The organism is Mycobacterium gastri (assembly GCF_002102175.1).
GTDB classification, from domain to species: domain Bacteria; phylum Actinomycetota; class Actinomycetes; order Mycobacteriales; family Mycobacteriaceae; genus Mycobacterium; species Mycobacterium gastri.
In genome coordinates this window covers 42463-49686 of the sequence record NZ_LQOX01000093.1, presented here as the reverse complement: position 1 = coordinate 49686, position 7224 = coordinate 42463, and the positions used below count along the sequence as shown (strand labels likewise).

The window sequence follows — 7224 nt, the reverse complement described above, 5'->3', positions numbered from 1 at the left end:
GAACTGACCAGCGGCCGCGCCAAAACCGTTGCCGCCCGCAAATCCCGGATGGACCAGCGCACCCGCGAACGACTGCCCGTGCTGCCGACGCTGGTGGCCGCTGCCGAGAACCGGCGCAGCCGGACCGCGCGAGCACTCGCCGCAGCGCTGGCCACCGAACCTGGTCGAGAGTTCAGTCTCGACGGGCAGGTGCTGCGGCGTGCCGAGCGCTCACCGGAATCCGGCAGCCACCTCTGGGCCGAGGATCCCATAACCGGTAGTCGCCGCGACCTGAAAGCCGAAGAGCGGCGCACCTTTTGGGCATGGGCTGCGATCGAGGTGCTGCGGCTGACCGGCATCCGTGTCGAGGAACTGACCGAACTCAGCCACCACAGCCTCATCCAATACCGGCTTCCGGCCACCGGCGAGCTGATTCCGCTGCTGCAGATCGCCCCATCCAAGACCGACGCCGAACGGCTGCTGGTGATCTCACCGGAACTAGCTGACGTGCTAGCCACCATCGTCACCCGCATCCGCCAGCCCAGCGGCGGCATCCCGCTGGTCGCGGCATACGACTACAACGAGAAGACCTGGAACCCGCCGATGCCGCTGCTGTTCCAATGGCACTGGCGCCTGGAAGACCGGCCGCTGAGCCCCACCGTGATCCGCCCCCTGATCAACGACACACTGGCCAGCACCGGACTCACCGACACCACCGGCACGCCGCTGAGATTCACACCCCACGATTTTCGTCGCCTGTTCATCACCGACGCGGTCATGCACGGCATGCCACCCCACATCGCCCAACTCGTCGCGGGTCACCGCGACATCAACGTCACCATGGGATACAAGGCCGTCTACCCGGAAGAAGTCATCAACGGCCACCGGGCGTTCATCAACCGCCGCCGTGAGCTCAGACCCAGCGAAGAATACCGGGTGCCCACCGACGAGGAATGGGAAGAATTCCTCGGTCACTTCCAGCGGCGACACGTCGCCCTCGGCGAATGCGGCAGAAGTTATTCCAGCCCGTGTATCCACGAGCACAGCTGCCTGCGCTGCCCCCTCCTGCGCCCGTCGCCGAGCCAACGGAGGCGGATCGCCGAGATCCGCGACAACCTGCTCGACCGGATCGCCGAGGCCGAACGCGAAGGATGGCACGGCGAAGTCGAAGGACTCCGGGTCAGCCTCGCAGGCGCGGAAACCAAACTCGCCCAACTCGATCGGATGGCCCGCCGGGCCGCCACCATCCAGCTCGGAATACCCACCTTCGGCGAACTCGCCGGCCGCACCACCATCACAGACACCGAGATCAGGAACGCGTGAGGACCTAACCTGATGACCTCGAACCACCCCGGCGAACCCGCGACCATCGCCTATCCCATCGGCAGCCTCGTTCACCTCGCCGAACTGCTCGGCGAGATCGACGAATTCCTTCGCAGCGGAACAGACGTCACCGACCTGCTCACCGTGTTCATGACCCGCCGCGGTCGCGCCCACCCGGGCTTCAGGGCCTGCAACCTGATCGACGACCTGAGCTTCACCGCCCACCACATCCACTGCCTCGTCGACGACATCGTCCGTCAACGATCATGATCACCTCGAAAACCCCTGGGGTCGTGACAGTTTCGTAGTTCAGAGAATGCCGTGCAACGACACCGTGGCGAACGCGGTCACCCGGCGCTGTTCGCGCCACAAAAACGCGCGCCGCAGCAGTGCCGGGTCTGGCCGCGGCGCCGGGGTCCGGTCGGCGGCGTGGTAGCGCTGGGCGGGGGTGGCGCCGGTTTCTGAATGCACGGCCCGGTGGTAGTGCTGGTGCAGCCAGGCGGTGAACAACCGGTTGAGCTCATCGAGCGAACCGACCCCGCCGACGGCCTCGATCTCGACCAGGAACTGGTCGCGCACGGTGCGGTTCCACCTCTCGATTTTCCCGCGTCCCTGCCGTTTTCCTGGCCTACTGTGCACCAGTCGGATATCGAGCACCGCCGTCGACCAGGCCAGCTGATGCGAGGAATACGCGCTGCCGTTGTCGCAGTACAGTTTTCGTGGGCAGCCGTGGGTTTTGACCGCGTCGTGCAGTGCTGCCTGGATGCCCAAGGTGTCCTCGCCGTGGCCCCACCGGTGTCCGGGCACGTAACGGGAGTGGTCATCGAGCAGCGCGAACAGCACCGCCCGCCCGCCGTCAACGATCGGGCCGTGCAGGCCGTCGCTGATCCACATCTCGTCGGGTTCGGCGGCCTCGAACCGTCCGAACGCGCTTGGCGGGTTGCCCTCGGGTCGGGTGCCCAGCCCGAGGCGGGCGAAGTGGCGTTGCAGGGTCCGCGGCGAGGGCGTCCAGCCCTGCTCAGCCTCGATGATGCGGGCGATATGCGCGGCGGTGCGCGCGGGGTGTTCCCGCTTGAGCCGCGCCGCCAGCTCCAGCACCTCGGCGTCGGTGCGTGGGGTGACCTGGCGTTCGGCCGGGGTCAGCGCGTCGAACCCGCCGGCGCGCCACGCCCTAATCCAGCGGTCCAGGCTGGCCCGCGACACCGTCACCGGCTGCCCGCCCGGCCCGAGATGGACCTGAGCGGCCAGTTGGCGCACCAGCCGGCCTCGCTCGGTCGGTAACAGGTTCGGATCGGCCAGCGACCTAATCAGCGAATACCGGTACAGCGCAACATCTTGCGCCCGGTCGGTTCGCGACTTCTTCGGCTGCGACTTCGACATCGGTGGCCCACCTCAACGCTTTCGTGATCGACGACAGTGACGCCGTCGACCCTGACGCGCTGGGCCACTCGGTCACAGACGCGGTCAGATGTTGATCGGCACCGCCGCGATCTCCGGTGGCCGCGCACCCAAAAGCCCAGCCGCCCGAACACGCCGCAACCACCTCGGCCGCCGACACCTCGACCACCGCCGAACCAGCTGCCCGGCGCACCGCCGCGCACCCGGCACCGATCTGGGCGACCGCGTCGGCCACCGGCGAGCCGGCCGGGGCCAACCGATCCATGTCTGCGCCCACACCGGCCAGCCGTTCCAACCGCGCGAACCCGACCCGGATCTCCTCGGCATGCGCGCTAAACCGCGCCAGCCAACCCCGCACCGTCGAGGCCGGCCGCCCCGCCGCTGCACAGATCCGCCGCCAGCCCCAACCCGCGGCCCGCGCCAGCAGCGCCGCCCAGATCACTGCCACCGGATCGACCCGCCGGGCCAGCCAAAACCGGGGCAACAACACATGGGTGCGCCCACAGCCACCGGCTCGCGAGCAGATCGCCCGCCGCGGCCGGATCCGCCGCACCGACTCGGCGGATTGGCGCACGAACCGCTCCGCGGCATGCCCCCACGGCGCCAGCCGCGAACCGCAATCCGGGCACACCAGCCCACCCGAGATCAACCGCTGTTCGACACCGGCCGGATCAACACCTACGCTCAGCAACGGACCGCCTCCAGGCGCGTTCGAACGGCCCTTCCCGACAGCCAGTCAAAGCGAGCGGGAAGGGCCGTTGACTTTCAAGATCACGCCGAGCCTAAACAGCCCGTCCTCACGGTGACGCCACCACCATCAGCTCACGGCGGCCCAACCCGACATCCTCACCGACAGTGACCCACAACCACCCTTGTGTCGTCAGCACGAGAGACGCTCAACACCCGGTGAGCACGTGAGATATCCCCGGAACACCTGCCATCACAAGAGGTTCGAGCGAAGGTGCGGTATCAGCGTGCCGTTGACCAGCAGCATTCGTGGTCACCATGAATTTCCGGCCAGTGAGGCGGGCACAACCAGTAGCGCCCCCCCGGAGATTCCTGTGACAGATGTGACTTCCACCCCGGCGCGGAACTCTCGGCCCCGGCCAGCTTCCCTCGGCCGAGGGGAGGCCACGCCCAACTACTCGCGGCGTTGCTTAGCCGGCCTAAAGCCGGCCTAAAGCTCCGTTAGCCCTGGGGACCGGCCGTGCCGTCGGCGCCAGCGGCGCCGCCGACACCCGGAGTGCCAGGAACTAAGGTGCCGTTGATCGCCTGCCCGGCCGCACCGCCGCTACCTCCGCTACCACCGCTACCGGCGCCGCCGCCGTTGCCGCCGGTGCCGGCACCACCGCCGATGCCGGTCTCGCCAAAGAAGCCGCCCGCACCGCCGGCGCCGCCGCTGCCGACTCCGCCGCCCGCGCCGCCGTCACTACCGGCGCCGCCGCCACCGCCGATACCGCCACTGCCAGCGATGCTCGTCACAAAGCCGTCACCGTTTCCGCCCCCACCACCGTCGCCGCCCACACCGCCGTTGCCACCACCGCCACCGACACCGCCGATGCCGCCGATACCACCGGCGCCGCCGCTGCCGAACATTGACGAGGCGGCACCACCGTTACCACCCGGGCCGCCGGTGCCGCCGGTGCCGCCGGATCCGGCGGCACCCCCGCTGCCGCCATCAGCACCCGCGCCCCCCTGACCGGTGACGGTTGCTTTGCCCATGGTTCCGCCACCGCCACCACCGCCGGCACCACCATTGCCGCCTGCACCTCCGTTGCCACCGACGCCGCCATTGCCGCCGGCGCCGCCGTTGCCCGCCAGGATCCCGCCGTGGCCGCCGTCGCCGCCAGCACCACCGAGTCCACCCGCACCACCGGCCGCGCCGGCGGCGCCGTTACCGCCCAGGCCGCCGGCGCCGCCGAGGGCACTGCCGCCGGCAGCGGTTGCGGATCCGCCCAAGCCGCCGGCCCCGCCGGCACCCCCGGGGGTTCCGCCGCCGGTGCCGTTACCTCCGGCGCCGCCGGCGGCGGTACCGCCACTAGTAGCGTTACCGCCGGCGCCGCCGTTGCCGCCGGCGCCGCCGCTGCCCCCGTTGCCGCCGGCGCCGCCGGTGGCGTCGCTGGGGTTGTTGACGAACGCGGAACCACCGGCCCCGCCGGTGCCGCCGATCGTGTCCGGGCCGCCGTTACCGCCGGGAGCGCCCGCACCTGCGGTAGCGGGGCCCGTACTCACGCTTAGATCGGCGCCGTTGCTGCCGGCGGCGGCTGTGCCATTGAAGGTGGGGTTGACACCATTTGCCCCGGCCAGGCCGGCGCCACCTGGTCCGCCGGCCCCGCCGTCGCCGAACAGGCCTATGGCGGCGCCGCCGTTCCCACCGTGCCCCGCGATCCCGCCATTGATGCCGGCCATGGCGGCCCCACCGGCCCCACCCGCGCCGCCATTGCCCTGCAGGATCCCGCCGGCTCCGCCGGCCCCACCGGCGGCACCGGCACCGCCCTGTCCGCCGGCGCCACCATTGCCGAGCAACCCCGCCGCGCCGCCACCGCCACCGGGTTGGCCGGCGTTGCCCGCCGCGCCGTTACCGCCATTGCCGAACAACAACCCACCCGCCCCGCCGGACTGCCCCGGTAGCGTCCCGTCGGCGCCGTTGCCAATCAGCGGGCGCCCCAGCAGCGTTTGGGTGGGCGCGTTGACCACGTTGAGCACATCTTGCACCGCCGTCTGTAGGGGCGACATGCTGGCGGCCTCGGCGCTCGCGTACGAGCCCGCGCCGGCGCTCAAGGCCTGAACAAATTGGCTGTGAAAGGCCGCGGCTTGCGTACTGACCGCCTGAAATTCCTGGGCGTGCACACCGAACACCGCAGCGATAGCCGCCGACACATCATCGGCGCCCGCCGCCACCAGGCGCGTCGTTTTGAGCACCGCCGCGGTATTCGCCGCGCTGATAGCCGTACCGATACTGCTCAAATCCGTGGTTGCCGCTACGAGCATCTCTGGAGCCGCGATCACAAACGACATGGTGTTCTCCGACCACCCGCTGGCAAATCGGACTGGCGCCGATCTGCATTGAAACGCTGGACAAGCGGCATCGTATCGCGATCGGGGCGACATGTCCGGAGCTTAGTAGGCTGCCGGGCATGGGACATAGTCCTCCGCCACAAGGTCCGTCTCGTCCACACCTAGATGCAATACCGTTCAGTTAAGACTACATGGGTGTAGTTTGTATTCTGTGCCTCGTGCGGGTTGGCGTAAGCCTGAGTCGGATCGCCGGTTGTCGGATTTGGTGTCGGTGGGGGTACTGACACGGGTGTTTCCCGCGGCGCTGGTCGACGAGGTGATCGAGGCGGAGGGTCGCACGCAGCAGCGTCATCGGTCGTTGCCGGCGCGGGTGATGGCGTATTTCGCGATCGCGATGGGTTTGTATGCCGAGGGCTCCTACGAGGATGTGTTGGCACAGCTCACTGATGGTTTGGCCTGGGCGTCGGGGTGGCGTGAGCAGTATCGGCTGCCGGGGAAGTCGGCGATCTTTCAGGCCCGTGAGCGGTTGGGATCGGCCCCGCTGGCCAGCTTGTTTTCCCGGGTGGCGCGCCCGTTGGCCAGCCCGGACACGCCAGGGGCGTGGCTGGCCGGGCGGCGGCTGGTCGCCATCGACGGGATGTGTTTGGATGTGGCCGACACGCCGGCCAATGACGGGTATTTCAGTCGGCCGGGGGCCGGCGGCAGGGGTGAGAAGGCTGCCTTCCCGCAGGCGCGGGTCCTTGGACTGGCCGAGTGCGCCACCCACGCGGTCTTTGCCGTCAAGATCGGAGGCTACCGCGACTCGGAGTCCAAACTCGCCGAGGAACTGCTGTCGGCTTTCGAGCCCGGGATGTTGGTCCTGGCTGATCGCGGATTCTTCTCCTATGCGCTGTGGCGCAAGGCATCTGCGACCGGAGCCGATCTGTTGTGGCGGGTACGCACCGACAAGGGCGGACCGGCCCCGGCCCATGTGCAGGACCTTCCCGACGGTTCCTGGCTGGCCTATCTGCAGCCCAGCACCGACCGTCGCAGCACCCCGATGTTGGCCCGCGTCATCGACTACACACTCGATGACGGCCGCGACAACCCCACCGTTTACCGACTGCTGACCACGCTGACCGACCCCGAGCAGGCCCCGGCCGTCGAATTGGCCGCTGCCTATGCCCAGCGCTGGGAGATTGAGAACACCTTCGACGAACTCAAGACCCATCAGCGCGGACCCCAGGTGGTGCTGCGCTCGAAGTCCCCTGACCTTGTCCTGCAAGAGATTTGGGGACATCTGTGCTGTCACTACGCCATTCGTGCCCTGATGGCCCAGGCTGCCGAGCACGCCGGCGAAGACCCCGACCGGGTCAGTTTCACCGCCGCGCTGCGCATCACCCGCCAATCCGTCGCCCAGCAGGGCGCATTTCCCCCCTGAGGACCCCCAAGCCGCCGATCAGCACTGGTGGGCCTTCCTGCACCGACTGCTCGACCGACTCAACCCCGCCAGGCGCCGACGATCCG

6 protein-coding genes are annotated in these 7224 nt (G+C 69.2%); 3 read left to right on the top strand and 3 right to left on the bottom strand.

Annotation, left to right across the window (positions count from 1 at the left end; translation table 11 throughout):
• Positions 1 to 1302 (top strand): site-specific integrase (locus AWC07_RS09570; protein ID WP_139829617.1); only part of this gene is annotated, 1302 nt, incomplete at its 5' end.
• Between the two features lie 12 nt (positions 1303 to 1314).
• On the top strand, positions 1315 to 1572 hold the full coding sequence (locus AWC07_RS09565) for a hypothetical protein (RefSeq protein WP_036419330.1): 258 nt from the start codon (positions 1315 to 1317) through the stop codon (positions 1570 to 1572).
• A 39-nt stretch (positions 1573 to 1611) separates the two neighbouring features.
• Here the strand turns inward: AWC07_RS09565 and AWC07_RS09560 are convergent, their stop codons facing one another.
• The 3 genes from AWC07_RS09560 to AWC07_RS09550 form a co-directional block, all read right to left on the bottom strand.
• On the bottom strand, positions 1612 to 2682 hold the full coding sequence (locus AWC07_RS09560; RefSeq protein WP_051508259.1) for a DDE-type integrase/transposase/recombinase: 1071 nt from the start codon (positions 2680 to 2682) through the stop codon (positions 1612 to 1614).
• Positions 2606 to 3391, bottom strand: a complete 786-nt coding sequence (locus tag AWC07_RS09555) for a helix-turn-helix domain-containing protein (protein ID WP_208622387.1) — start codon at positions 3389 to 3391, stop codon at positions 2606 to 2608. The genes AWC07_RS09560 and AWC07_RS09555 overlap by 77 nt, the downstream gene beginning before the upstream one ends.
• A gap of 497 nt (positions 3392 to 3888) precedes the next feature.
• Complete coding sequence (locus AWC07_RS09550; protein WP_036412013.1) at positions 3889 to 5718, bottom strand: PE family protein; 1830 nt, start codon at positions 5716 to 5718, stop codon at positions 3889 to 3891.
• A gap of 211 nt (positions 5719 to 5929) precedes the next feature.
• On the opposite strand from AWC07_RS09550, the gene AWC07_RS09545 reads away from it, so the two are divergent.
• The gene (locus tag AWC07_RS09545) at positions 5930 to 7138 is read left to right on the top strand and encodes an IS4 family transposase (RefSeq protein ID WP_036412016.1); all 1209 of its coding nucleotides are present in this window, start codon (positions 5930 to 5932) and stop codon (positions 7136 to 7138) included.
• Positions 7139 to 7224: the final 86 nt, after the last annotated feature.

Coding starts and splice junctions, on each gene's coding strand:
- AWC07_RS09565 (WP_036419330.1), top strand. CDS start 1,315: ATGACCTCGAACCACCCCGGCGAACCCGCGACCATCGCCTATCCCATC.
- AWC07_RS09560 (WP_051508259.1), bottom strand. CDS start 2,682: ATGTCGAAGTCGCAGCCGAAGAAGTCGCGAACCGACCGGGCGCAAGAT.
- AWC07_RS09550 (WP_036412013.1), bottom strand. CDS start 5,718: ATGTCGTTTGTGATCGCGGCTCCAGAGATGCTCGTAGCGGCAACCACG.